Here is a 26,040-nt window from a genome sequence, read left to right on the forward strand (position 1 = left end):
ACCTTATTATTTTTTAGAATTATTTTTCGTTAGTATATCAAAAATATCGTTCACCAAAGTTTCATAATCACCAGTTTTTAATTGTTTTTTGGTTTTGGCAAAAGCTTTTTTCAGCTCGCTTTCAGGGTTTTCATCATCGATGATTTCAACCGACTCTACTCCTTTCAACTGAAGCACAGCATTTTTAAGCGCTTCAACATCTGCATTTTCTTCGGTATTTATTTTTAAATATTTCATTCTATTGTTTTTTAAAAGTGAAATTATTTCCTGCCTGCGAAAAATCCATTGTTCCTTTTTCGGCATTGAATTTCATTTTGATTCCTGCTGTTTCAAATTTGAACTCGCTTTCAGAAACAGCATCCAGTGGAAATGCTCCCTGCCCTGTGGCCTGTCCTTTTAGTTTGCCTCCTTCTGAAAATATTTTGACATCCAAAGGAAATCCTTCAGCTTTATAAAGTCCTTCATACTTTTTCAAAAGGTCTCCTGCAACGGAAACTTCTTTAAAGCTGGGCATTTTAAAGTCTTTTCCTGTGGCAGTTTCCAACATTTTTATCGAAATCTCATTGTTATTGTAATCTGACTGATTGGTAATGAAGCTTACTCCTGCTTTCACTTCAGGGAAATAATATAATACGGAACGGAACTGATCTATTCCTCCGTTATGGCCATATCCCCAATATTTATCAAAAGGAACTTTAGCCAACCCATAGCCATACCCGTCAATAAATTCTTTCATCTGTTTAAGACTGTTTTTATCAACTAATTTCCCGTTTTCCAAAGCGATAATGAACTTCAGCAATTCTGTAGGCGTAGAAATAAGGTTTCCTGCACCAATCGGAACACTCATATCTGTTTCCTGCCATGGCTTGTAGCTTCCATCAGCATACTGATAAGAAAGTGCCTGGTTGTTGGAAGGTTCAATTTTACCACCTACCTTCGTAAGTGTTAATTTTAAAGGTCCTGCAATTTTGTCCTGAATAAGTTTTGCATAACTTTTTTTGTATACTTTTTCCAGGATGAAACCTAACAGGATATAACCCGAATTACTATATTCATATTTTGTTCCCGGGGCAAAATCGCTTTTATATTTTTTAATGATTGATACCAGTGATATTTCCGTTTGAGGTTTAGTATTGTATGTCCAGTACTCTTCTTCATTGGTAAGGTTATGAATACCGCTTCTGTGCTGCAAAAGGTCTTTGATGGTAATTTTAGCCGCATTTTCCACTTCAGGGTAAAACGCAGAAAGTTTAGTATCCAGAGAAAGTTTTTTGTCTTCCACTGCTTTCATCACCAGCACCGCCGTAAATGTTTTGGAAATAGAGCCTATGCGATACTGTGTATTCATATTGGCTTTCTGTTTTTTAGCAGCATCTGAAAATCCGGTTACTTTCAAAAAGGTAGGTTTATCATTGTCTGCAAAGGCAAAACTTCCCATTACTTTATGATGAACGGATAAGGAATCAAGATAATCCATCAGTTTCTGTCTGCCTGTATTCTGAGAATAGGCCATGCAGGAAAATCCTGCCGCTGCTACAAAGAAAAGTTTTTTCAGCATCATACTATTAATTTTATTAATCAGTAGCTAATATAAGGCTATTGTTACAGTTAAAGCCCTTGAAAGAAGCATTTGATGGTATAAAAATGAGAAATAAATAACCTTCATACTTTATGCTGTTTTTATAGACGCAAAGAATGATTTATAGGCAATGTTAATTTTAGGGAGCAAAGAGTGCAATCAACTGCGTTGATCCGATGAAGCTGGCGGTTTGACAGACTTCATCTGTGGGCTGCTTTTCTTTATTTTTTAGTTAAAATAGCGTCAAAAAAAAGTTCCGGGAGTTCCGGAACTGATTATTATATAGCCACAGGAGCTTTAATGCCGGGATGCGGATCATAGTTTTCCAATGTAAAATCTTCGAAATCAAATCCAAAAATATCTTTGATCTCTGAATTTAGTTTCATTACCGGAAGTGGCCTTGGCTCTCTTGAAAGCTGTCTGTTCACCTGTTCAAAATGATTATTATAAATATGCACATCACCGAAGCTGTGCACATAATCGCCTACTTCCAGGTCACATACCTGTGCCACCATCATCAGAAGCAATGCATAACTTGCAATATTGAACGGTACACCCAGAAAAACATCGGCACTTCTCTGATACAGCTGCAGCGATAATTTTCCGTCTGCTACATAAAACTGGAACAATGCATGACAAGGTGCCAATGCCATATTTGGGATTTCAGCAGTATTCCATGCGGAAACGATCAGCCTGCGGGAATCCGGATTTTTCTTGATCTGATCGATCACTTCTGTGATCTGGTCTACAATTTTCCCATCTGCTCCCTGCCAGCTTCTCCACTGTGCTCCATACACAGGTCCTAAATTACCGTTTTCGTCGGCCCATTCATCCCAGATAGAAACTCCATTATCATTCAGGTATTTGATATTGGTATCTCCTTTCAGGAACCAAAGCAGTTCATAAATAATTGATTTCAGATGCACTTTTTTGGTGGTTACCAAAGGAAAACCTTTTGACAGATCATACCTTAGCTGATATCCGAAAACACTTCTGGTTCCGGTTCCGGTTCTATCGGTTTTGTCTGTTCCATTGTCTAAAATATGCTGTAAAAGGTCTAAATAATTTTGCATTTGAAAGCGATTTTTATGGTCCAAATTTAGAAAAAACTTCCCTAAAAAACTATTAAAAAGGCATTCACTTTCATGAATGCCCTGTATAGAAACGATATTATTTTTCTATTAAATTACTGTTGTTCAGTTAGGCTAAAAAGAATCAGAAGATTGAAATATAAGAGTCTTTTTTATCAAGATCACCAGATCTCTCCAATGGTCTGACTGATGTTATTCACCGTAAAAACCTCTCTTTTCTTCTTCCCGTACATTGCTTTTACAAGGGGTGACTCTGCTGAAACCGTCATGATCTTTTGTTTCTCAAAAACAATTTCACCTGCGGATACTGTAATATAAAATAATCCTTTATCAGTTTTCACTAAAGCTCCGTTCTTTACTTTATCCATCGGCTCGCATGATATCTTCTGAACTACAGCTTGCTGACTCAGGGTTTCATTAAGCTGCCGCTGAAGATTATTGATCTCCTGCTGAAGCATTTCACGCCCGGTTTCATATTTATCTCCCATAGAACTTTTAGTATCATTATTGGAGGCACGGGTTTCGGCGATCAGACTTTCAAAATGTATGATCTTATCTGTAATCTTTTTTGTAAGAATATTTAGTAGGTCTTGTTTGTTCATGAAAGCTTTTATCTTCTCTGAAAAAGAGAGAAATTTATAAGAGTTACTACTATATCTGAGAATTAACGATTCTCAGAAAATATTATTTTTCAAAAACCGCATAATCAGAAACTTTGAAGCTGAAGTCTTTTCCAGTGTCAAAGTTTCTTTTGGATCTGTCAAAGACATTTTTGAAAGTTCCCGACAGGTTTCCGTCTTCAATGGTGAAATTTACAGGCTCTTTGGACATATTCAAAACTACGAGAACTTCATCTTTCCCTTTCTTTCTTACATAGGCGAGGATCTTATCGTTGGCTGTAGTATTCAGAAGATAGGTTGTTACCTGGGTATCTCCACCTCTTAAAGCCGGGTTGGAAGTTTTCAGTTCCAGCAAAGTTTTATAAAAATCAGATACCTGATAAGTATTGGTCCATTTGATCACGTCTTTTTCAAAAAACTCCAGCCTTTTCATGTTGGGAAGTTCCTGTCCGGAATACAGCAGAGGAACCCCATTCCATGTAGCTGAGAAAACAGCCATCGGTTTGGTGATTACTCCATATTTTTCATATTCTGTTCCGTTCCATGAGTTTTCATCATGATTGCTGGTAAACCATGCTCTCATTGAGTTATCTCCGATATTGGAATACTGAACCAACAGATCTTTAAGCCCCTGAAGCGGTTCATTTTTCTTATAATAATCTGCTGATTTGTGCATCCATTTCCATGAGTAGCTGGCATCAAATACTTTCCCATATTCAGGGCTTTCTAATTCATCAAATTCTCCCAGCCAGAAAAGAGGTTTTACTTTTTCTACTTCAGGGCGGGCCTGTTCCCAGAAATCTACCTCTACCCATGAAGCAAGATCACATCTGAAGCCATCGATATTGGTTTCTTTTACCCAGAATTTCATGGCATCAATCATGGCCTGGCGCATTTCCTGGTTTTTGTAATCCAGTTCAATGATATCATCCATTCCGGAAGCGATATGGAATTTACCGTCCGGATCTTTCAGATAAAATTCAGGATGCGTTTTGGTCCATACATGATCCCATCCCGTGTGGTTGGCTACCCAGTCTATGATTACTTTAAATCCTAATCTGTGTGCTTCATTTACCATATGTTTAAAATCGTCCAGAGTTCCGAATTCCGGATTAATGGAAGTATAGTCTGACGCTGCATAAGGACTTCCCATGCTTCCTTTTTTATTCTGCTGGGCAATAGGAGTTATGGGCATAAACCAAAGTGTTTTCACCCCCATATTCTTCAGGCGGGGCATTTCTTTTTCAAATGCTTTGAAAGTTCCTTCTTTGGTATATTGTCTTATGTTTACTTCGTAGATATTGGTTGTATGCTTCCATTCTTTGGGCAGATCCATAGTATTTTTTGTATTTTGGGTGGTACAGGAAACAATTCCCAGACCAATGATTGCGAATAAAATTAATTTTTTCATTAATCTAATTTTAGCAAAAGTAAGGAATGTTTTTTTGAGAGAAGAGGAAAAACCAAAAGAGCCGAAGGAGAAATTCAGTCTAAGGGAATTAAAATGATAAGGTTGGGAGTTTTTTATTAAACCTGACAGGTCTTTGAGACCTGTCAGGTTTTCGATCATACAGAACGAGATAAAACAAGTTCTGCTTTCAACAAAAAACCCCGGATTATTGATCCGGGGTCTTATATTGTATTCAGATGTTATCTCTCGTCATCGTTGTCATCCTCATCATCGAAAACATCATCATTGTAGTCATCTTCTTCTTCGTCATCGAAGCTGTCGTCTTCATCTTCGAAGTTTCCACTTCCTCCGAAATCGTCTTCAAAACCAAAATCATCATCCATTAAAGGCATTGCTGATTTCTTTTTGGAGCTTCCTCCATTTCCACTTTTGCTAGGTGCCTTTAAAGGAACATTTCCGAATCTATAAACTGTAATAGGATAGGTAACTCCTTTTTTCTCGTCAATAATTTCAATTAATTCACAGAAGAACTCCCAGAGATCAAGAAGTCCATATTGGAACTGTGCTTTGTCACCTGCATTTTGGAAAGCCTCATCGATGTATACATCCGACATGATTTCGCCATCACCATCGTCACTCATATCTTCCAACGGTACACTTTTTACTATTGTTCCGTCATCTTCCAAAAGATTAAAAGTAGAAAGCTCGTCTCCCTGCAGATTGAACGCACTTTTAATTCCCAAATGTAAGTTCCATAGTGATTGTTTTCCTTTAACTTCAATATCTCGGAAAACATCTTCTTTCGCATCTAATATTACGCGGATCTTGTAAACCATATCAGTTTCTTAAATTACTTTTTTTGCCTTAATTATTATGATAAATCTCTGTTGCAAATATATAATAAATGACATGTGACAAAAAAATATTTCAGGATTTTTTAAAATATTTTTTTTTCTTACATTTTGACCGGATTATTTACTTTTCTCGAGCATAAAACTGAACTTGGTTCCTTCAAGGTACACACTTTCTACGGTAATATTTTCACTATGAGCCTCAAGAATATGCTTTACAATCGCCAATCCCAGGCCGGAACCGCCTTCCCTTCTGCTTCTGCTGGTTTCTACCCTGTAGAATCTTTCAAAAATTCTGGGGAGAATCTCTGATTTTATTCCCATCCCATTATCAATAACTTCAATAAGAACCTTGTTTTTCAGAACACTTGTTTTTACCACTACTCTTGCTTCCTGTCTGTTGGCATAATGAATGGCATTTGAAATTAAATTGATGAAAACCTGCGATATTTTCTGTTTGTCAGCATCTACAAAAATCTGCGGATGTAAGGTCTGAATCTGCAATGTGGTAGTATGCTTCTCCGCTTCAAATTCAAGAAGATCAAAAATTTCCTTGATCAGGAGATTGACATCAAATGTAGAAACTGTAAGGTTGATCTCCCCTGCTTCAAGCCTGTTGATCATATCAAGATCTGTAACAATAGCAATAAGCCTTTCTACGGATTTATCAATTCTTTCCAGATATTTATCACGGATGGTAAGATTATCCACACCGCCGTCTCTTAAGGTTTCCACGTACCCCTGAATGGAAAACAGTGGAGTTTTAAGTTCATGGGAAACGTTGCCGATGTATTCTTTACGGTAGCTTTCCATTTCCTTCATCATATCAATTTCCGTTACCTGCTGCTGATTGAGATCCGAAAACCTTTCTCCGAGCTCTTTAATGGTAATATTTTCATCATTATCATGAACAATTTCCTGCGGAAGGAGTTCAGAAAGTCCGCGGACCTGCTTTTTACCATAGTAATTGAACAGGAGTTCAAGAACTACATAATTGATCATAAAGATGAGGAGAACACAGATAAAAAGTCCGATTTTAAAAAACGGTGTCTGGTAATAGAGATCCTTCAGCGAATCAAAGATGATTACTAAAAGAAACATCACCAGTGTCAGAAGACACGAGGCGACGAGTGTAAGTCTGTAAAATTTCAATTTTACAAAATTTTTAAGGTTGGTATAAATTTAGGAATTTTAAGCCGTTAAACGATAAGTTTATAGCCAATTCCTTTCAGGGTCTGAATGGTATTGATTCCCAGTTTTTCTCTCAGTCTTCTGATGTGAACATCTATGGTTCTTTCACCTACGATTACATCATTTCCCCAGACTTTTTCAAGGATTTCTTCTCTTTTAAAGACTTTTTCTGTGTTTGAAGCTAACAGATAAAGCAGATCGAATTCTTTTTTAGGAAGAAGAAACTGCTGTCCGCTTTTGGAAACTCTGAAGTTATCCTTGTCAATCACAAGGTCGCCAATCTCGATAAGTTTAGCGTTGTCAGAAACCTGGGAAGTCAGCTGCAGTAATGCGTTAACTTTTGAAATAAGGATCTTCGGTTTGATTAGTTTTACAACGTAATCATTAGCTCCTGCCTGAAAACCGGCTAACTGAGAAAATTCTTCACTTCTTGCGGAAAGAAAAACAATCAGTGTTTTCTGAAGTTCTTTCACTTTACGAAGTTCCTGACAGGTCTCAATCCCATCTTTTTCCGGCATCATTACATCTAATAAGATAAGATCAGGGATAATTTCTTTGGCTTTTTCTATTCCTTCGTTTCCGTTGGTAGCTGTGTGGATGTCGTAGCCTTCCTTTTCCAGGTTGTAAGACAGAATCTCTAAAATATCCAGTTCGTCGTCTATTAAAAGGATTTTCTTTTGGTTCATTTTAAATTTTTGCTGATTCAAAGTTAATAAATTTTAAAGCACAGATGAACGAATCCTTTATCGTTCACATAAAGTTAACAATAATGCCTATTTATTAATGTTTAGTTAAAAAAAAATTAAATTTTACTAAACCACTTACGCCATCAAACTTTTATTCCTTTGCACCGAAAGAATCTAGTAAATAAAGTAAGTAAATAATGAAAATTAATAAACTTAGCATTGCAGTCTTATTTTTATCCGGATCTGTATTTTATGCACAGGAAACGAAGCAGGATACCATCAGTAAGGAGAAAAAAATTGAAGGCGTAGTAATCCAAGGAAGCAGTAACAAGAAAACTGAAACTGCCGTATTAGGAGAGCAGAAAAAAGCGATTATTCAAAAGCAGGCTGTAAGTGCTGAAGAGATTTCCAGAAAAGGGATCTCCAACGTAGAGCAGGGACTTACAAAGGTAACAGGAATCACTACGGTAGAAGGAAGAGGTCTTTTCGTAAGAGGTCTTGAAGAGCGTTACAATTACCTGTTGATCAACGGTCTGGGCTCTCCTTCCAACAACCCATTCCAGAAGATTATTGCTTTAAAGCAGTTTCCAACGGATGTAGTAGGTAAATTAAATATCTACAAAACCTTCAACTCCAACCTTTACGGAGATTTCGCAGGTGCTACTTTTGATATTGAAACATTGACGATTGATAAGCCTTTTTCAAAAATTGAATTCGGGATTGGTGTTAATACTGTAAGTACTTTCAGAGACGGGTTTAAAGTTTCAGAAGGAGCAGACGGGTTTACGGGCTATCTTGGATTGAATTCAAGGGATAAAAAGTTACCATCAGCGATCAGAGATTCCAGACCAAGCAATTACAGATTTTCAGGAAGTGAATCATTATCTCAGTTTAAAGACAGCTGGAATGTAGATAATGTGAAATCTTTGCCTAATACTAATATTGGATTCACCACTGTTCAAAAAATGAAAGCCGGAGAAAATGGGAATCTTGGGTTCTTATTTTCATTAAATCAAAGTTCGGAATATTCGTATAAAGAAGGGGCAAAAAATCAGTTTAAAGATTTTGGAGGGGTAATTAACCTGAACAACGAATTACAAAGAAAGCAGTATAATTATCAGATAGAATCATCCGCTTTATTAGGACTAGGATATAAAAATAAAGGTACGGTTATTAATTTAAATGCGATGTACCTTCAGAACGTTAATAATATTATTGAAGATTATTACGGATATAAAAATAACCAGGTTCAAAATAAAGATATTGGATTCTTCCGTACTAACCAACAGGATTTATCTAGATTCCTTAACATTCAGCTGACAGGCTCACAAAAAATAGGAGAAAGACATCAGGTAAAAGCAGGAGGAAGTTATGTAATTAATAACTATCAGCAGCCTGACAGAAAGATTCTTGAAGGAAGCCGTCTGGATTCAAACGGAAATATGCTTCCTGACAACCAGCTGCTTCTGGCATATGGAGGAAACAATATTATCCGTCAGTACCTTGATGTAAATTCAAGATTCTATGGTTCCGCTTACGGAGAGTACTCTGTATTTTTAGGGGAAAAAGGAGATAAAAAAGATTTCCCGATGCAGTTATCCATTGGATATAATGGCTTTGCAGATCTTAGAAAAACATCATACCGATTCATTTTCGGAAAACCTAATGGTACAGCAGGACAAAGTTTTATCATCGATAAAAATTCTCCACAGGCTAAATTTGATCAGGATCTTGCCAATAACAGATTCTTCTTCCAGGAAGAAACGGATGCGTCCAACTTCTTTACAAGCATGTATCAGTTTGTTAATGCCGGATATATTAATTTCAATTACAAGCCTTCTGAAACATGGGATATCCTTATTGGTGGAAGATATGAAAATGATATGACGTTAATCCGTTTTTCTGAGCAGGGAGCTGAGAAAAAAACAAATCTGGACAAGGAAAGAAATCTATTTCTCCCTTCCCTAGCTGTTAAAAAGGCTCTTAACAATAAGAATAACCTAAGATTTTCATTCAGTAAGACTGTTACCCGTCCTGTATTAATTGAAACAATGGAAATTTCATACATCAATCCAGATAACGAGACGATCAAAGGTAATCCGGACATTAAATTAAGTGATAACTATAACTTTGATTTGAAATGGGAATATTTCCCAACCAACAAAGAAATGTTCGCTGTGAACTTATTTGCTAAAAGAATTAACAACGCTATCGAAAGATCTTTTGTTTCTTCTGGGGATGCCAATGGGGTAACCGTTACGTTTTACAACGCTAAAAAAGCTGAGCTGGCTGGTATCGAATTAGAAGGAATCATGAGTTTGGGAAGAATTTCTGAATCTTTAGACAAGTTCACATTAGGTGCTAATGCTACTTTTATGTATACCAATGTTGAAAGAAGCGAAGAGCAGCTAAAGCTGGAACAACCTAACCCTAGCTTTTATACGGGAAAACTACGTAAAAGAGGACTTCAGGGAGCTTCACCTTACACCATCAACGCAGACTTAAAATACGAAACCAAAACCAAGAATAATTTAAGCAGAACATTATCCCTAGTATACAATGTTTCAGGATCTAAGATCTACGCTGTAGGGACTTCCGGTTCAGATAATTTCTACGAAAAACCTTTCCATCAGCTGGATTTCGTATATCAGGAGCAACTTACTAAAAACTGGAACGTAAAAGCCGGAGTTCGAAATATTTTAAATAACAGATACAGAATTCTTTTAGGAGATAAAAGCTACTATAATGTAGAAACCAACGGAACCAATACCTATACGGATTATTTCAGAGGAATAAACTTTAACCTGACTGTAGGATATACGTTCTAAATAATTAATAAAAATAAAAAATAAATAAAGTATAAAAATGAAAAGAAGAGTTTTATCATTACTATCGTTAACTGCTGTGTTAACATTAGCCTTAAATTCGTGTACAATTGATGTAAATGATGGCTTAGGAGATGGTACTCCAGTTACTCCTGGAACTACTGAAAGCGTATTAAGTGGAAGCGGAACTTTATCCGGGACCATTACTAAGGATATCTTAATTAAAAAAGGAAATTATACATTAGACGGAATCGTAAAAATAACAAACAATGCTACAATTACTATTGAAGCAGGTGCTACTTTTAACGTTTCTACAACTAAAACGAGTGGTCTTGTAGTTCTTCAGGACGGTAAGATCAATGCTGTTGGAACAGCATCTGAACCTATCGTATTTACAACTGCTACTAAAACTCCTGGTGACTGGGGTGGTATTACCTTATATGGAAGTGCTCCTATCAAAGCAATCAACGGAAACACTCAGGCTTTGTCCGAGGATGGAAACAATGTTTACTACGGAGGAAGCGATGCTAATTCAAACTCAGGAACCATGAAGTTTGTAAGAGTAGAATATGCAGGTAAAAAGATTGGTGACGGTACTTCTGAAACCAACTCTATGACTTTCTATGCAGTAGGAGCAGGAACTACATTAGAAAACCTTGTGACTTACAAAGGAACTGATGATGGTTATGAATTCTTCGGAGGTACTGTAAGTGCTAAAAACATTATTTCTTATGGAAATTATGACGATTCTTTCGACTGGCAGGATGCATGGAGCGGGCAGAACAATACGAACTGGTATGCTTTCCAGACAGGTGTAGGAAATTTCGGTATGGAGATTGAAGCTTCCAGCAATATTGATAATGTTGCCCCAAAAATTTCAAATATTACCCTAATCAGAGATGCCAATACTAATCCGGAAGTGGCCAACTCTCCTGAGATTTCAGCGATTCAGTTTAAAAAGCAGGGAACTGGTATTTTCTCTAATGTTTATATTAGCGGATATAAAAATATTGGTACTCAAAAGGCATATTCAGTTCTGATTCAGGATGCACCTACAGAGACAAGTCAGGTAAATACCAACAAAGTATCTGTTGCTCCTATGACTTACTTAAACTCTGACAATCCTGGGGTTTGGGGGTATGCGTTCACACCAAACGGAGGAAAAGTTTTCACTAATACTTCAACCGTTACAAAAGTATCTCTAACTCCTGGAGCCTGGGCTACTGTAGACGGAGTAAACCTTTTAGCCGGATTACAATAAGTAACTAGTTTCTTCATATCAAATTAAAAAGCCATCAGATTTTTTTCTGATGGCTTTTGATTTTTATTAGTCTTCCTCATTCCATTTCACCCCCTGCATTTCACTTTCTGCATGTATCATAGCTTCATTGGAAGATAAAAAAGGAATAGAAATACTTCTGGAGGATATTATTCTATGTTCATTATACTGATAATCACCAAAATATAAGTAATAGACCAGACCATCAGAATTTAAATAAGGTTCGTCTTCACTATACCCTTCCTCATAAAACTGATCCCAGTCCTGTTCAACTAAAATTATCTTTTCAAAATGAGTTTCGGAGTATTTCCACGTCCCTTCCTTTATTATTCTTTGCATTATGTTTGTTTTAAGGGATAAATCTGTTTTTACAAAAACGATAAGTATTTTAAGCTTCCTAAATGTACATAAAACCATCTGCACAAAAAAGCCACCAGAAAACTGATGGCTTCGGATTCACAAAAAACAAGTATATAAAAAATATATAGTTTAACTATTAACTTCTCCAGAACAGATTCCCGTCATTCATCAGGGCTTCTGTTGGAGATATTCTGGACACAGCTTCTGCTGAACATGAAGCGTCGATGAATACAACTGCCGCTTCATCTCCTGCTTTAGGCCACTGCTGTTTTCCTTTTTCATCCAGCGGAAGAATACTTTGGGTAGCAAACTGTAGTGCTCTTGAAAGGGCAAATTCTGTAGCATAACCATACAATTCGGCAATAAGATTGGCTTTCTGAAGCATATTTCCGGATCCGAATGTGCTCCAGTAATCCTGCACATTATCATTTCCTATCAATACATTTACTCCATGTTTCTTTAATAACGAAATAGGCATAATGGTTTTTCCGAACGGTACCGACGAAGCAATTCCTACTTTTCCTTCTGCCAGTCTCTCCGCAATCTGCTCTGCTTCTTTTGTTGAAAGAAGAGCCAGAGCAAAGGCATGACTTACGAATGTTTTCCCCTGAAGCTGAGGATTTTCAATGGCTTTATCAATCAGGTAATTGATGGTTTTCATTCCCGAATCTCCGGTTTCATGAAGATGAATATCAATTCCTTTTTTATGATCCAGGGCCAGCTGTACCGTAAAATCAAGTACTTTTTCAATGCTTCCGTCGATGCTTAAAGGATCAAGACCTCCGATAAAACCTACACTTTTCAGTTGTGCAGCTTCTTTCATCAAGGGGGCAGAATCTGTATAATAAAGTCCGTGCTGCGGAAAAGCAACCAGCTCAGCACTGAATGAGTCTTTTTTATTTTCGAGGGCTCTTTCTAAATGTTCAAGTGATTTTAATCCGGAAGTGGTATCTACATTAAAATGAGTTCTCGCAAAATGGGTTCCGTAATGCTGTAAAAGGCTGATCAGCTGTTCCGCTCTTTCTACTGAAGTTTTTAAGAGTTTTGGAATAAGTTCCTGTTCATAGGCGATCATATCTTTCACAGATCTTCTTTTCGGAGATAGTGCCTGCCATGGAAGTCCGTATAAAGTTTTATCCAGGTGAACGTGCATATCTCTGAACGCAGGAAGCATGAGATATCCTTTTGCATCTACGGCTTTGGAATCAGGATCGTTGGTTTTTACCGCTTTAATCTTTCCGTCCTCAACATCAATACTGAAAAGGCCTGTTTTTGTTCCAACCACCTCTTCATTATCATATTCAAAACCTGTTTCCAGGCGGACATTTTTCAGGGAATATTTTCCTTTTGCAGTTAATTGATAGGGAAATTGCATGATTTAAAATTTTAACCATACAAAATTACACCTGTTCCTGCTCAAAACCGGTGTATCAATTATTTCTTGTGTTGTACAAATTATTCTTTGAACTGGGACGGGGTCATTCCGGTCTGTGCCTTAAAGAATTTGGAAAAGCTGGCATGATCGTAAAATCCAAGATCATACACAATATCTTTTACAGACATTTCGGAAACTTTCAGCAGACGTTTAGCCTCCAGCAGAATACGGTCCTGAATAAGGGATGAAGCCGATGCATTAAGGTTTTTCTTACAGACAATATTCAGGTAATTGGCAGAAATATTCAGTTTATCAGCATAGAAAGAAACGGATCTTTCTGTTTTAAAATGCTGATCGATCAGATGTAAAAATTTGGAAATAATAGGGTTTGAATGATAGACTTCAAAATCTTTAAAAGCTCCTTCCACAGATTTACTTACCATCAGACCAATTAGCTCGCTGCGCTTCTGGATCATTTCCCAAAAAACAGTTTCTCCTTTCAGTTCATTCCGGATGGCCTGAAATTCATATCTGAAGGTTTCAAAAATATCTTCGGGAAGATTGATTACCGGATGATTCTGATAATAAGATGCAGAAAACCTTAAAGACGGCAGAAAACTTTCAAACCAATCCCTGCTGATCATCAGCTGATAGCCTATAGTTTCTTTTTCAATCACCCATTGATGTACCTGATCGGGGAAAACAAGGTGGATCTGATGGTCTTTTACCTGATATTCTGTAAAATCAATCGTATGGGAACCTACACCGTGCTCAAAAAGATTAATGATAAAAAAATCATGTTTGTGGGGATCATCAATGGAACGTGCCCCGTAAAGTTCATTAAACAGCAGATTACAGCCCTTCAGCTGGTTTTCACTGAACTCCTGAATTCCTAAAACCGGAAAATGATCTGTATGATGGCCCACGCGGTCTGAATTTCTCCTAAAAGTAGTAAAAATTATAAGAGGCTGTTTCAATTTATTTCAAAAAATTCTAAGTTTACATGCTAAGTGTATAAAAGTCCACATCAGTCTTTAGAAATCTACGATTTCTATTTACTACAGAATAAAAAATCTGCTCAATCTGCAGAATCTGCGAGAAAATAAAAAAACCACAAAAACAAACGATCCATCACACTTTTATATCTGTGATTACTCCGAAAGAACGGGAAAATCACAGGCTATTTCTTTGAAAAGATTTATTGCTTTTCTAAGATTCAAATGATTAAATGTCTGTAGTTTTTGTGGTCAACACTAAACTATATATATCCAAATTTTGTCTTAGGATCTTAATATCCGGGCAATTTGTTCAAATCCCATAGCCTCGGCATGCTGCAGAGGAGTTTTTCCGGAATGATCAGGAATGCTGAGATCTGCACCATTTTCTTTTAAAATCTCTACGATTTCCTGATATTTTTTGGTTCCGTTTCCAAGGATTACGGCCTCCATAAGAGCCGTCCAGCCCAAACGGTTCACGTGATTAATTGGAAATCCTTTTGTCTTTACCAATACTTTCACGGTTTCCACATGTCCTCTTTCGCAGGCAGGAATTAATGCAGTACCATTATACCGGTTGAACAGGTCAAAACGGGCTCCGTTTTCCAAAAATAATTTCACCAATTCTGTCTGACCGCTTGCTCCGGCATATAGAAACGGACTGTCCAGCTGGTCATCCTGAAGATTAACATCTGCTTTATAAGAAACCAACAGCTTTGCCATTTCAACCTGTTTTTCTCTCGTAGCGATCAGCAGTAACGAACGCCCTATCCTATCTTTGGTATTGACATTTGCTCCTTTATCCAATGCTGATTTTACTCCTGCCAGATCATTTTTCTTTACCAGACCTATTATATCTTTCTGTTCCATCCTGTTTTCTTTTGGAGAGCCATCGGGTTTTGCCTCACAAGCACTCATGCTGCCGAATGCCAGTAGAAATATTAAAACTTTCATTGCGCCTCATTTTTAAGGTTAGAGATTTAAAAGACCACATTTCCCTGATGAACCAGAGATTCTACGTTTGAAATTCGGGATACAGCTTCGGCGGAACAACTTGCGTTTATCAGTACAAAGTCTGCCTGATCTCCTGTTTTAGGCCATTGCTGAACTCCTTTATCATCCAGTGGAAGTATATTTCCTGTCGCCAGTTTTAAGCTTCTGGATAACGCAAGCTCTGTAGAATAGCCGTAAAGCTGTGCCATAAGGTTGGCTTTCTGAAGCACACTTCCCGTTCCGAAAGTATTCCAGTGGTCTACAATACTGTCATTTCCTGTTAATACCGTTACATTATGCTTATATAGAGTCGGAATTGGCATAACCAGTCTTCCGAAAGGGATTGTAGAGACAATTCCGATTTGTGCAGCTCCCAGTTTTTCGGCAACTTCTTCCTGTTTTGCAGCTTCCAATTTGCCCAATATAAAACAGTGGCTCAGATACGTTTTTCCTTTTAGAGAAGGGTTTTCATTAACTTTATCAATCAGATATTCCACGGTTTTCAACCCTGAATCCGCAGTTTCGTGCAGGTGAATGTCGATTCCTTTTTTATGATCTAAAGCCAGCTGAACCGTAAAATCGACCACCTTTTCAATATTTCCGTCAACATTGAACGGATCTACTCCACCGATAAAATCAATATCCATCTTAGCAGCTTCTTTCAGATAAGGCACTGAATCTGTATAAAACACTCCATGTTGAGGAAAAGCCACCAGCTCTGCTCCAAAGCCTTTCTTTTTATTATCCAGGGCTTTCTGTAAGTTTTTTAACGACTGTAGTTTTGACGTAGGCTCAATATTCACGTGACTTCGGGCAAATGATGTTCCTTTGGACTGTAACAGTTCAATCATCTTTTCTGCCTTGAATGTTGAGTTTTTAAGCATTTCAGGAAGCATCTTCTGCTCCAGTTCGATCATGCCTTTAATTCCTCCGGTTCTTTTTCTTACCGCCTGCCATTTATCTCCGTAGAAAGTCTTGTCCAGATGGATGTGCATGTCTTTAAATGCAGGAAGCATCAACAGGCCTTTTGCATCTACAGCTTTAGCATTGGGCTGATTCGGAGCAATTTTTGTAATTTTTCCGTTATCAACTTCAATATAAAACAGATCGGTTTTCGTAGCTATTACATCGCCTTCCTCATAGGTAAAACCTGTTTCCAGACGGACATTTTTAAGGCTTAATTTTCCTTTTGCCGAAACATTTTTCTCATCAAAAAAAGGTGATGCAGTCATGATGTTGGGTATTAAAGTTAATCCGGCCATTGCCAGCGCTGAGTTCCTGATAAAGTCCTTACGGGATATTGTATTGTCTGAAGTCGTCATTTCCAATCTCTTTCTGACAAAATTAAAAAGAACAGCTGTGAAGAAAGTGTATGGTTTATTACAAAATCTGTATAATTTATGCTTCAGGTAATTTTACCAGGCAGATTGAAAAGATTAGCAGGTATTCTTCTCCCAACTTCAAACCAGTCTAAATAAGATATTTTATCCCGGACTGAAGTTATAATTGTTTTCAAATTTTGTTTGTATTAAAGCTCTATCAGAACAACATATTAATCATTATAATTATCAGGTCGCTCCTACGGAGCTCTCCTTAGATCATGTATTAAATTCTATGAACATAGTACTCCTACGGAGCACTTAAAAAAAACTCAAATAACATCATATTTTTTTCAAAAATTTATAAATTGATCATCAATTATAACACTTAATATAAGTATAATTTTCTTATCCTGCACTGAGGTATATTTACTTTATAAAAACATTAATAATTTATATAAAGTTCCCGCAGATCGCGCCGATTTCGCAGATGTTTGCGCTGTAATCGGTGAAAGAAAAAGATGCATATAAAAAGTTATTTCTTTATAACGTTTCAACCAACAATGTGATTTTTCTTCTGTATATTAAAAAAATCTGTGGAATCTGTCGGAAATTACTTCATAAAAGTGAGAAAAGTTTGAAAATATCAATCTACATAAAGTTCCCACAGATCGCACTGATTTCGCAGATGTTTGTTATGTATTGAATTTCTGGCTGTTAAAAAAGATTTAGGAATCTGTGGAAAATAAAAAAACCGGATTTTAAACCCGGTCTTATTTTTATTTATTAGAATATTCAAATTTTCTTACTGCTTCCAGTGTCATATCAATTTCTTTTTCTTTGATGGCATCACTAATGAAGTAGGTTTCATAGCCGCTTGGAGGAAGGTAAATTCCGTTCTCAAGCATCTGATGGAAGAAATTATTAAATAATGAATGATTAGCTTCCTGAGCCTCATCAAAATTAGAAACCCTGTTGGTATGGAAGAAAACAGACATCATAGATCCTTTTCTGTTAATCTTATGAGCAATGTCTTTTTCATTCAGAATTTTTCCGATCTCAATGCTTAAGGTTTCTGTTGTTTTATCCAGTCTGTTGAAGAATTCCGGATCATTTTTAATCAGCTGAAGCGTTTTCAATCCAGCTCTCATAGCCAAAGGATTTCCACTTAATGTTCCGGCCTGATAAACCCCACCTTTTGGAGCAAGATGGTCCATGATTTCATTTCTTCCTGCGAAGGCTCCTACCGGCAGTCCGCCACCGATTACTTTTCCGTAGGTCACAAGGTCTGCTTTTACATTAAATAATTCCTGAGCTCCTCCAAAAGCCAGTCTGAAACCGGTCATTACTTCATCAAAAATCAGTAAAGCCCCGTTTTCGTCGCAGATTTTTCTAAGGTTTTGCAGGAAATTATTTTCAGGAAGTACACAACCCATATTTCCGGCTACCGGTTCAATGATAATAGCAGCAATTTCTCCCGGATTATGACGGAACAAATCCTGAACCTGCTCTATATCATTATAACGGGCCAAAAGAGTATCTTTTGCCGTACCTTCTGTTACTCCCGGAGAATTTGGATTCCCGAAAGTAGCTGCACCACTTCCTGCTTTAATCAGGAATGAATCTGAATGCCCGTGATAACAGCCTTCAAACTTGATGATTTTATCTCTTTTGGTGAAGCCTCTTGCCAGCCTTACTGCGCTCATACAAGCTTCTGTACCGGAAGAAACCATTCTGATCTGGTCAATATTGGGAACATTTTCTACAATGAATTTTGCAATTTCGGTTTCCAGTTCTGTAGGCGCACCAAAAGAGAATCCTTTTTCGGCCTGTAGTTTCAGCTCTTCCAGTACTTCAGGATGAGTATGTCCTAAAATGGCGGGTCCCCATGAATTGATGTAATCGATATAGGTATTATCATCTGCATCTGTAAGGTAAGCCCCTTTCGCTGATTTCATAAAAACAGGAACTCCTCCTACTGATTTGAATGCACGTACGGGAGAGTTTACTCCGCCCGGAATGTATTGGTAAGCTTCATCAAATAAAGCCGAACTTCTTTGGTATTTCATATATTAGTTGCTGGTTGGCAGTTCTGGGTTGCCCCTGAAAACTACCAACAAAAAATTAATTTCTTGGTTTTTTGTCTATTAAATAGATCAGCTGTCCCGCAGAAGGCTGCTGGCCTTCGTCCATACGGTTTTTAGCATAGAGTTTATTCAGCTTGATTCCGAATTTCTGGGCGATATCATGCATATCTTCGCCAGATTCTGCTTTATAAGTGGCTGTATTTCCTGCAGAATTTTTGGATTCAAGGAAGACAATGTCATTTTTCTTTAAGACATCACTGTCCAGATCATTCCATTTCATTAGTCTGCTTTCGCTTACTTTAAATTTATTGGCAATGAATTTCACATTGGTATCTTCTGGAATAACGATGTATTTCAGGCCTTCGTTCGGATGGCTTTTGATAATAATTGAATTCAGAATTTCCGCTTTTGTTTTGATCCTTTCTACCCTTTTCTGCTGCTGGGCATATGATGTTTGCTTGTAAGGAACTTCTACCGTAACAGGATCTTTAACTTTTTTTACTGCTTTTGACGGTTCCAGCTGAGCCATGAAATTTCTATCATCCTTCAGGTCCGGATACATTTTAAGAACCGCATACAATACTTCATTGGTAGTAGTATTATCGTATTCGTAAAGCTTATATTTTTCAATTTTGCTGATCAGGATGGAAGCGTAGCGCGGATTGGTGGCATAACCTGCTTTTTTAAGACCGTGCGCCCATGCTCTGTAATCTTTCATATCCAATTTGAAAAGATTCGCGTAGTATTTTCTTGTTGCTAAGAATATGGAGTGGTCTTCATAGGACTGTCTCGGATCATCATATACACGGAAACATTCGTTAGGTGCATCGTCTGTATGTTTCATGGTTTTACCCGTCCAGTCTTCCTTACATTTTATTCCGAAGTGATTTTTGCCTTCCTGAGCCAGTCTGCTCTGTCCACCCCCAGTCTCTAAAAGACCCTGAGCCAAAGTAATAGAAGCCGGAATTTTATATTTTTCCATTTCCTCTACGGCGTATTTAGCAAATCTTTGGATATACTGATCTTCAGTGGCCCAGCCCTGAGCTGAAAATTTTGATAAAACTAAAAGGCTTATTAGTAAGAGAAGTCTTTTCATGTTTTTCAATTTACTTATATAATTAAATTTCTGTTCTGTTTTTCTAAAAGCAGATTAGCGCCTTCAATTCCCTGCAGTCCGCCTGTATGAAAGCACAAAATTCTGCTGTGTTCAGGAAAATATCCTTCATCAATTAGTTCGAAAACCTTCTGCATCATCTTTCCTGTATAAACCGGTTCCAACGGAGTTCCATATTTTTCTTTGAAGTCATTGATAAAACGGATGTTCTCATCTTTTATTTTACCATAACCTCCAAAACATGAATCTATTAGATCAAAATTCCGTCTTGAAGTTAATTCAACTATTTTATTCTCCAGTGAATCATCGTCAACCACTTTAAATCCTATAACTTTCTGATTTTCTTCACAAAATTTTGAGATCCCTGCAATGGTTCCTCCGGTTCCTACCGCGGTGCAAAGATAATCAAAATCTTTTGTTTGGTCATTCAGCATCATTTTTATGCCTTCTACAGCCTCTTTGTTTGTTCCTCCTTCTGGTACTACAAGCGCTTCGGGAAATTCGAGCTGAAGAAATTCGGTTAATTTTTCTTTATGCCGATATTCTTCACGGGTTACAAATTTCAAATTCATCCCGTTTCTTTTGGCAAAAAGCAATGTAGGGTTATCCCGCCATTTATCCCGGAGTTCCTCACCTCTTATCACACCTAACGTTGGAATTCCCGCAGCATTCCCAGCTGCCGCGACCGCAGCAATATGATTGGAAAATGCACCACCAAAAGTAATAACATAAGGTTTTCCAGGATTTTTATCGAGATACCGGTTGATATTATAGAATAGTTTCCAGTATTTATTCCCCGAGATATAGGGATGAATAAGATCTTCCCTTTTAATGAAGAGCTTTATATTGTTATTAACAGCTATTTCCTGAATAGGAACAGGTTCTGCCGGGACGATTAACCGCATCTTTTTTCTTGACTATTAAGATTTATACAAAATTAATAAAAGATTTATGAAATGTTGAGATTGGGGAATGTGTGGGATTGAATATTTCGATAGAAATCAAGAATAATTTCATTCCGGATTACCGGGAGGTTAATATGATGTTTTTTTTATTTTAAATGGGCTGAAGCCCGTTTTGTAATGATACAGGATTGTTTAATAGGGTTAGAAAAAATCTATAATTTTTTAATAAATTCTGTGGTCTTTTTCAAAACCAATTCCGGAGTTTCTTTGTGGGGAGTGTGTCCTATTTCGGGAATGATGTATTTTTCTGCTGGACCGCTTACCTGGGTTACTGTTTTTTCAACCTGGTCCAGGGTTCCGTATTCATCAGCTTGTCCCTGAATGAACAATAGCGGGCATTTGATGTCTTTTAAAAGATATTCTATATTCCAGATTCTGTAGTCTTCTCTCGTCCAGGTTTCGGTCCAGGCTCTGAAGAGTGTTTCTACTTTGTCGCCATGGTATTTTTTCAGACGTTCCGGAAGATTGGTTGTTTTGTAGGCTTCCCATGCATCATATACACCTTTTAATGTGATTTCTTCTACAAAAATATGTCCTGCCTCACACACTACGGCTTTTGTCTTTTCCGGATATTTTGCAGCGGTGATCAGGGCGATTGTTCCGCCGTCGCTGTGGCCAAATAAAATGGCATTGTTGATGTTAAGTTTTGTCAGCAGTTCGTTCAGAAAATCAGCTTCCAGTTCCATGTAATTGACGGGTCTTTTATGGGTAAGCATGGGACCTGATTTCCCGTAACCTGATCTGTCATATGCCAGAAAATTACATTCTGCTGCTTCTGACAACTGAGCGGGAAGGTCTCTCCAAAGCTGTACACAACCTAACGAATCATGGAGAAAAACAATGACAGGACGGCCTTCAAAACGATTATTGTATTCTATATAAATTTCAGTTCCATTGATGTCTGTCAGCTTGCTTTGGGTCATGATTTTTTGCTGCAATTTGTTTAATTCCGTTTTATCGCTTTTATAAAACGTCCGGGCAAATGTATTAATTAATGAAAATAATTCCCACATTAAAATACAGAGTTTAAATATAAAAGGCTGGAAGACGGAAGAAGGAGGCTGGAAGTTACTTCTGTTATAGGTATTGAAAGCCACCAAAAAATCAAATTAAATAAAAACAGGTCAACACTTATTATCGATGACCTTTATAACGTCCTTCTTCCATCACCCAGCTTCAAACCTGCAACCATCAGATATTCTTATCCTGAGCTGAGGTTATTTACAAAGACGGTGATTTTGCTTCTTCAAATTCTTTCAAGAGTGTACTGAACACTGTTTCTACCGGAAGAATATCATGAATTAATGCTGACACCTGTCCGATCTCCAGTTCTCCGTCTTCCATATCTCCTTCAAACATTCCTCGCTTTGCTCTGGCTCTTCCTAAAGATGCTGTTAAAGCTTCTTTATTTCTTCCGGATTGGTAGATACCTTCCAATTCGTTAAAGAATTTATTTTTCACCATCCTTACCGGAGCCAGTTCTTTTAAAGTAAGATGGGTATCTCCTTCATTGAGTTCTGTAATTTTCTTTTTCCAGTTTTCATGAGCACTGGCTTCTACAGTGGCAGCGAAACGGGAACCAATCTGTACACCATCTGCTCCTAAAATCATAGCGGCCTTCATCTGTGAGCCTAATGCTATTCCACCCGCTGCAATCAATGGTTTGGAGATATGCTGCTTTACATTAGGGATCAGGCAGAAAGTTGTGGTCTCATCTCTTCCGTTATGTCCTCCGGCTTCAAAACCTTCAGCGACAACGGCATCTACACCTGCTTCTTCACATTTTACGGCAAATTTGGTTGAAGACACTACATGGGCAACAGTCAGACCTTCTTTCTGAAGGGTTTCTGTATATGTTTTAGGATTTCCTGCGGAGGTGAACACTATTTTCACTCCTTCTTCTAAGATAATCTGGATAATTTCTTCAAGATTAGGATATAACATGGGAACATTCACTCCGAACGGCTTGTCGGTGGCCAATTTACATTTTTGAATGTTTTCTCTCAGGATATCGGGATACATACTTCCCGCTCCTATTAATCCCAGTCCTCCGCAGTTGGAAACTGCCGAAGCGAGCCTCCATCCGGAATGCCAGATCATTCCGGCCTGAATTATTGGATATTGTATATTAAAAAGCTGTGTAATTCTATTCTGCTCTGTCTGCATCTGATGAAGTTTTTTTGCTGAATTAAAGTCTATGAAATTGCTCATGCGTAAAAATACTAAAAACAAAGTGTTTCGGAAATAAGTATTTATTTTTTTAGACACAAAAAAACCTCCAGAAATTCTGAAGGTTTATATTTTATTTTTTGAGTGATTCTTTTTTCCAGTTGGCTTTGAAATTACAACTGTCATAACGGCCGTCTATCGACATAAAGATTGTAGGAAGTTTAGAATTAACGAACTTCTCAACCATCTCGTTCTTTTTCTTATTGAGTGCCATTTGCTTGATTCTGTTATAATCTGTTTCCAGCGTAATCTGGTGAGCAGGAATTACATCTTCAATTTTGATGATCTTCACCAGCTTTCTTTTGTTTTCCTCTTCTTCAAAAGCGGGAGTGATATCTCCTTTATTCAGCCCTGCCAATTCATAGCTGATTGTTCCTGGAATGCTTTCTCTTTCAATTTTATCAGAACCATCTGCTCCGGGAATAACCCCAGCATTGAACTTGGTTCTTTTATCATCTGAAAATTTAAACGCAGCATCTTTAAATGTCATTTTCCCATCCTGGATCAATCCTTTGATGCTATCAAGCTTAGCTTTAGCAGTCTTGATTTCATCATCAGTAGGAGTAGCCTTTAAAAGAATGTGGCGTGCATCATATACTTTACCTGACTTCTTCAGTAACTGAATAATATGATATCCGAATTCAGACTCAATCGGTTCTGAAATTTCATTTTCCTGAAGATTCAGCGCAGCCGCTTCAAATGGTTTTACCATTTGTCCTTTGTAGATATTTTTATACAGACCTCCGGTGGCAGCAGATCCTTCATCCTCGGAATAAATTCTTGCCTGGCTTTCAAAAGTTTCACCGCCCAGGATATCCTGTTTGATTTTCTTAAGACGTTTAATAAGGTCATCTTTATGCGCTTCAGTCAGTTTAGGATACATGGCAATCTGAGCCATAGAAATTTCATCTTTTACCTCAGGAAGCTGCATTTTATATAGGTTATAAAAGTCTGTTACTTCATTAGGAGTAACGTCTGCTTTTTCTGTAACACGCTGATATTTTGCCTGCCCGTAGTACTGGTCAGTATCGATCTTCTCGATCGCATTTTTCATTTCATATCCGTTTCTGAACTTATAGGCAGCTAACATTGTTTTTTCGTCCGGGAACTGAGAAAGAAGCTGACGGTATTTCGCATTCGCCTGCTCTTTAATGGCAGCAGAACGGTTTTCAATTAATGTATCTTTTTTTGCTTCGTATACCAAAAGCTTATTGCTGATCAGATTTTCCAGGAACTCACACTTATCCGTATTAGAAGCTCCCTGCTGTTTTGCGTAGTGCATCTGTTCGTTTACATCAGATTCCAGAACAATTTCATCTCCGATTACAGCCGCAATACCATCCACTAATTCTCCTGGTTTTAGCTGGGCATTTATCATGTTTGAAGAGAATATCATCATGAAAATCCCAAGGAGAAAAGTGATTTTTAGTTTATTTGTCATTTTACTATTTTAAACAAGTTGCAAATTTAGAATTCTTAATGAATTACACTAAATTTTTTATTATAAATATTTCTTAAAAAGACTTATTTATTGCAGTTCAACATCAAATGTCGTTAATTCTTTGAATTGTCTCAATCTGCTGAACATATCAGATTCATTTACTTCCTGAATTCTTTCTGTTCCGAATTTTTCAACGGTGAAAGAAGCCATGGCAGAACCTACGATTAATGCAGATTTCATGGTCTCAAAATCAAATTTTCCTTTTTTAGCAAGATAAGCGGCAAAGCCTCCTGCGAAAGTATCTCCGGCTCCGGTTGGATCGAAAACTTCTTCTAACGGAAGCGCAGGAATAGCGAATACTTTGCTGTCGTGGAAAAGAAGGGCTCCGTGCTCTCCTTTTTTGATAATGACATATTGAGGTCCCATTTCGTGGATCTTTTTAGCCGCTTTTACTAAGGAATATTCTCCTGAAAGCTGTCTTGCTTCCTCATCATTGATGGTGATCACATCTGTTTTAGCAATCATATCCATCAGAATATCCCAAGCCGTATCCATCCAGAAATTCATGGTATCCAGGATCACAAGTTTAGGACGTTCATTCATTTTTTCCAATACGGAAAGCTGAACACCCGGGTGCAGGTTTCCAAGCAGCAAGATCTCTGCATTCTGCATCGAATCTGGAATTTTCGGATCAAAGTTTTCCAAAACATTCACTTCTGTAGCTAAAGTATCTCTTGTGTTCAGATCGTTGTGATATTTTCCGGACCAGAAGAACGTTTTTCCTTCTTTTACGATCTCAATTCCTTCGATGTTCACATCTCTTCCGGAGAACATATCAAGATGTTCCTGTGGAAAATCTCCTCCTACTACAGAAACAATACCAGATTTAACGCCTAAAATAGATGAAGTAATGCTGATGTATGTGGCAGCACCTCCTAAAATTTTATCTGTTTTACCAAATGGCGTCTCGATTGCATCAAATGCAACACTTCCTACAACTAAAAGTTTCATATATTTTTCAATGTATTTTAAAAGTAATTTATTTTTTCCATTCAAAAGTATCCAGCAGGTGCTTCATATCATTTTTGATATAGTTCACTGCGGGAGCCAGAGAATCCGGCTTTGGTCTTGTATTAAAGTATAAATAAGCAGTCACAAAATGTTTTGTGCTGTCTGTAATGTAAAACTGAAGATTGGAAGCACTCTGTCCTTTCAATTCATAGAAGTTTCCGTATACCTTTTTTTCAGGGTATTCAAAAGATTTGGTTTCTATGGAACTGGCTTTCACGGTATGTTCGTATACCATTTTTTCTGCTTCCTTGATATGATCTGCAAAATCGTTTTGTATCGGGTAATAGGTTACGAATACCTTAGCCTTCATTTGCGGATAGTTCAGATAATACCAGCACGGCTTTTTGGCGGGTGTTAATGATGCAAAGTCTGAATATTCAAAGGTATAAGCACAGCTGCTTTCAAATTTCTGGTATTTCGGTGCAGGATATTCCAGACGAAGTTCTCCGTAAGGTTTGGGAACCGAATCTTTCCCACATGAAACAACAAGCAGCGTGATGAAAATAAAAATGACGTTTTTAATCATTTTGCAAAAGTACAAATTAGATTTCAGATTTA

The 26,040-nt window shown here is 37.4% G+C and carries 23 protein-coding genes; 2 read left to right on the plus strand and 21 right to left on the minus strand.

The window, feature by feature from the left end; all coding sequences use genetic code 11:
• Positions 1–6: 6 nt before the first annotated feature.
• From J2Y40_RS07565 to J2Y40_RS07600, 8 genes are all read right to left on the minus strand, one after another.
• Entirely contained in the window at positions 7–237 is a 231-nt protein-coding gene (locus tag J2Y40_RS07565; RefSeq protein ID WP_309998145.1) for a hypothetical protein, read from the minus strand.
• Between the two features lies 1 nt (position 238).
• Positions 239–1,561: a serine hydrolase gene (locus J2Y40_RS07570; protein ID WP_231128766.1), complete on the minus strand. Its 1,323-nt coding sequence runs from the start codon at positions 1,559–1,561 to the stop codon at positions 239–241.
• Positions 1,562–1,857: 296 nt separating this feature from the next.
• Positions 1,858–2,652 carry a thymidylate synthase gene (locus J2Y40_RS07575; RefSeq protein WP_153399082.1) on the minus strand — a complete coding sequence of 265 codons (795 nt, stop codon included), beginning with the start codon at positions 2,650–2,652 and terminating at the stop codon, positions 1,858–1,860.
• Positions 2,653–2,831: 179 nt separating this feature from the next.
• Positions 2,832–3,272 (minus strand): hypothetical protein, encoded by a 441-nt coding sequence (locus tag J2Y40_RS07580; RefSeq protein WP_153399079.1) that lies wholly within the window; start codon positions 3,270–3,272, stop codon positions 2,832–2,834.
• Between the two features lie 82 nt (positions 3,273–3,354).
• Positions 3,355–4,701 (minus strand): alpha-amylase family glycosyl hydrolase, encoded by a 1,347-nt coding sequence (locus tag J2Y40_RS07585; protein WP_309998149.1) that lies wholly within the window; start codon positions 4,699–4,701, stop codon positions 3,355–3,357.
• Positions 4,702–4,940: 239 nt separating this feature from the next.
• Positions 4,941–5,537 (minus strand): IS1096 element passenger TnpR family protein, encoded by a 597-nt coding sequence (locus J2Y40_RS07590; RefSeq protein ID WP_153399073.1) that lies wholly within the window; start codon positions 5,535–5,537, stop codon positions 4,941–4,943.
• A gap of 135 nt (positions 5,538–5,672) precedes the next feature.
• Positions 5,673–6,704, minus strand: coding sequence for a cell wall metabolism sensor histidine kinase WalK (locus J2Y40_RS07595; protein WP_153399070.1), 1,032 nt, complete (start codon positions 6,702–6,704; stop codon positions 5,673–5,675).
• A gap of 47 nt (positions 6,705–6,751) precedes the next feature.
• Entirely contained in the window at positions 6,752–7,429 is a 678-nt protein-coding gene (locus tag J2Y40_RS07600; protein ID WP_153399067.1) for a response regulator transcription factor, read from the minus strand.
• Between the two features lie 197 nt (positions 7,430–7,626).
• On the opposite strand from J2Y40_RS07600, the gene J2Y40_RS07605 reads away from it, so the two are divergent.
• Together J2Y40_RS07605 and J2Y40_RS07610 are read left to right on the plus strand one after the other, a co-directional pair.
• Entirely contained in the window at positions 7,627–10,257 is a 2,631-nt protein-coding gene (locus tag J2Y40_RS07605; RefSeq protein WP_153399064.1) for a TonB-dependent receptor plug domain-containing protein, read from the plus strand.
• A gap of 37 nt (positions 10,258–10,294) precedes the next feature.
• Positions 10,295–11,515 carry a hypothetical protein gene (locus tag J2Y40_RS07610; RefSeq protein ID WP_309998155.1) on the plus strand — a complete coding sequence of 407 codons (1,221 nt, stop codon included), beginning with the start codon at positions 10,295–10,297 and terminating at the stop codon, positions 11,513–11,515.
• A 66-nt stretch (positions 11,516–11,581) separates the two neighbouring features.
• Here J2Y40_RS07610 and J2Y40_RS07615 read toward each other — a convergent pair whose 3' ends face one another.
• The 13 genes from J2Y40_RS07615 to gldD all read right to left on the minus strand — a co-directional run bounded on the left by J2Y40_RS07615 (position 11,582) and on the right by gldD (position 26,008).
• On the minus strand, positions 11,582–11,872 hold the full coding sequence (locus J2Y40_RS07615) for a hypothetical protein (RefSeq protein WP_153399058.1): 291 nt from the start codon (positions 11,870–11,872) through the stop codon (positions 11,582–11,584).
• A 157-nt stretch (positions 11,873–12,029) separates the two neighbouring features.
• Positions 12,030–13,268 (minus strand): amidohydrolase, encoded by a 1,239-nt coding sequence (locus J2Y40_RS07620; RefSeq protein ID WP_309998158.1) that lies wholly within the window; start codon positions 13,266–13,268, stop codon positions 12,030–12,032.
• A gap of 80 nt (positions 13,269–13,348) precedes the next feature.
• Positions 13,349–14,194: a helix-turn-helix transcriptional regulator gene (locus tag J2Y40_RS07625; protein ID WP_153399054.1), complete on the minus strand. Its 846-nt coding sequence runs from the start codon at positions 14,192–14,194 to the stop codon at positions 13,349–13,351.
• Between the two features lie 354 nt (positions 14,195–14,548).
• Positions 14,549–15,217 carry an ankyrin repeat domain-containing protein gene (locus J2Y40_RS07630; protein ID WP_153399051.1) on the minus strand — a complete coding sequence of 223 codons (669 nt, stop codon included), beginning with the start codon at positions 15,215–15,217 and terminating at the stop codon, positions 14,549–14,551.
• Between the two features lie 26 nt (positions 15,218–15,243).
• A complete protein-coding gene (locus J2Y40_RS07635) occupies positions 15,244–16,578 on the minus strand; it encodes an amidohydrolase (protein ID WP_153399048.1) in 1,335 nt (444 codons plus the stop codon).
• 776 nt (positions 16,579–17,354) lie between these two features.
• Positions 17,355–18,644: a glutamate-1-semialdehyde 2,1-aminomutase gene (gene hemL, locus J2Y40_RS07640; RefSeq protein ID WP_153399046.1), complete on the minus strand. Its 1,290-nt coding sequence runs from the start codon at positions 18,642–18,644 to the stop codon at positions 17,355–17,357.
• A gap of 55 nt (positions 18,645–18,699) precedes the next feature.
• Positions 18,700–19,758, minus strand: a complete 1,059-nt coding sequence (locus tag J2Y40_RS07645; protein ID WP_153399043.1) for a glucosaminidase domain-containing protein — start codon at positions 19,756–19,758, stop codon at positions 18,700–18,702.
• A 14-nt stretch (positions 19,759–19,772) separates the two neighbouring features.
• Positions 19,773–20,681: a pyridoxal-phosphate dependent enzyme gene (locus J2Y40_RS07650; protein WP_309998164.1), complete on the minus strand. Its 909-nt coding sequence runs from the start codon at positions 20,679–20,681 to the stop codon at positions 19,773–19,775.
• Positions 20,682–20,893: 212 nt separating this feature from the next.
• The gene (locus tag J2Y40_RS07655) at positions 20,894–21,664 is read right to left on the minus strand and encodes an alpha/beta hydrolase (protein WP_309998166.1); all 771 of its coding nucleotides are present in this window, start codon (positions 21,662–21,664) and stop codon (positions 20,894–20,896) included.
• A gap of 298 nt (positions 21,665–21,962) precedes the next feature.
• Positions 21,963–22,952: a nitronate monooxygenase gene (locus tag J2Y40_RS07660; protein ID WP_309998167.1), complete on the minus strand. Its 990-nt coding sequence runs from the start codon at positions 22,950–22,952 to the stop codon at positions 21,963–21,965.
• A 91-nt stretch (positions 22,953–23,043) separates the two neighbouring features.
• A complete protein-coding gene (locus tag J2Y40_RS07665; RefSeq protein WP_309998169.1) occupies positions 23,044–24,411 on the minus strand; it encodes a peptidylprolyl isomerase in 1,368 nt (455 codons plus the stop codon).
• An 87-nt stretch (positions 24,412–24,498) separates the two neighbouring features.
• Complete coding sequence (locus J2Y40_RS07670; protein WP_153399025.1) at positions 24,499–25,422, minus strand: PfkB family carbohydrate kinase; 924 nt, start codon at positions 25,420–25,422, stop codon at positions 24,499–24,501.
• A gap of 28 nt (positions 25,423–25,450) precedes the next feature.
• On the minus strand, positions 25,451–26,008 hold the full coding sequence (gene gldD / locus J2Y40_RS07675) for a gliding motility lipoprotein GldD (RefSeq protein ID WP_153399023.1): 558 nt from the start codon (positions 26,006–26,008) through the stop codon (positions 25,451–25,453).
• Positions 26,009–26,040 lie beyond the last annotated feature (32 nt).

The organism is Chryseobacterium sp. 2987 (genome assembly GCF_031456375.1).
Lineage (GTDB): Bacteria > Bacteroidota > Bacteroidia > Flavobacteriales > Weeksellaceae > Chryseobacterium > Chryseobacterium vaccae.